At 55.1% G+C, this 1,038-nt stretch carries 1 protein-coding gene; it reads left to right on the top strand.

All coding sequences use genetic code 11. The features are described from left to right. Positions 1 to 63 precede the first annotated feature (63 nt). Positions 64 to 1,038, top strand: a 975-nt coding sequence (locus AC2FJC_RS23845; protein ID WP_496742206.1) for an IS30 family transposase, incomplete at its 3' end; no start/stop codon positions are given.

Here is a 1,038-nt window from a genome sequence, read left to right as displayed (position 1 = left end):
GGCACATTCTAAACTGGGTTGCGACAATTCCCCTATCTTGCTGAAAAGCAAGGAGAACAGAAATTGGCCCACACGGAACTGGATCTGCGCGAGCGGCGCGCAATTGAGAACATGCTAAACGCAAAGATGCCCGTCAGCAAGATAGCGGTCGAGATCGGCAGACATCGTTCCACGGTCTATCGAGAGATCAACCGGAACCATTTGGAAGACTCCGAACTACCGCATCTAAATGGTTACTATGGTGTCAAAGCACAACGAACGGCGCAGACCAGACGCGCTCGACGGCGCAAGCTGATCCGGTTGGAAAACCTGCGCGCGCATGTCATCAACCGTTTGATTGCAGGTTGGACACCTGAACAAATCGCTGGCCGCCTCGGCTACGACGATCAGCCTGTCCGCGTCAGCCACGAGACGATCTACGCCTATGTTTACAGCCCGGAAGGCCAATCTGAACAACTGGCGCGCCATCTGCCAAGTCGGCGCAAAAAACGCCGTCCACGTTACGCCAGACGCCCCAGAGGCCAGGTTTTTCCGCCGGATCGGTCTATTCATCAGAGACCAGAGCATGTGAAGGCGCGCGAAGAATTTGGGGATTGGGAAGGCGATCTGATGATCTTCGAGCGCAGCACCGGCAAGATGAACGTTGCCTCGCTGGTCGAACGAAAAACGCGGTTCGCGGTTTTGTTCCGCAACAACGACCGCAGTTCGACGCATTTCATGAACAAACTGATGGACGTAATGGAGCCCCTGCCCCAGCCAGCACGTCGCTCAATTACATTTGATCGGGGTTTTGAGTTCCGAGAGTGGCGCAGACTCAAGTCAGGCATCGGAACAGACAGCTGGTTCTGTGATCCTCAAGCGCCCTGGCAGAAGGGATCGGTTGAGAACTTGAACAAGCGGGCTCGCCGATACCTTCCACGCGACACCCAACTCGCGGCGCTCTCAAATCGCAAAATGAAGGCGATTTGCGACCGCCTAAACGGGACACCTAGAAAGTGCCTTGGATGGCAAACTCCAACCGAGGCATTTAGAGATGAA

The organism is Ruegeria sp. CDSB117, assembly GCF_059611005.1.
This window is presented reverse-complemented; position numbering and strand designations above follow the sequence as displayed.